Source organism: Microvirga pakistanensis, from assembly GCF_004458765.1.
GTDB lineage: Bacteria > Pseudomonadota > Alphaproteobacteria > Rhizobiales > Beijerinckiaceae > Microvirga > Microvirga pakistanensis.
In genome coordinates, this window is record NZ_SPJX01000022.1 from 1 (window position 1) to 223 (window position 223).

Sequence of the window (223 nt, forward strand, 5' to 3'; positions counted from 1 at the left end):
CTTTTGCTGCGCCATTCTCAATTCGCAGCCAATGGGCTTCTATGCGCCCGCCCAGCTGGTGCGGGATGCCAAAGCTCACGGGGTCGAAGTGCATCCTGTCGACATCAACCATTCCCGCTGGGACTGCACCCTGGAGCCGACCCGGAGCCCGAAGCGTTTCGCCGTCCGGCTCGGGTTCCGGATGGTGCATGGCTTGGCGAATGCCCATGGCGCCCTGATCCCG

Annotated in this window: 1 protein-coding gene; it reads left to right on the forward strand. The window is 64.1% G+C overall.

Annotation, left to right across the window (positions count from 1 at the left end):
* Positions 1-223: helix-hairpin-helix domain-containing protein (locus E4K09_RS01615; RefSeq protein ID WP_483238010.1), on the forward strand; the 223-nt coding region annotated here is incomplete at both ends.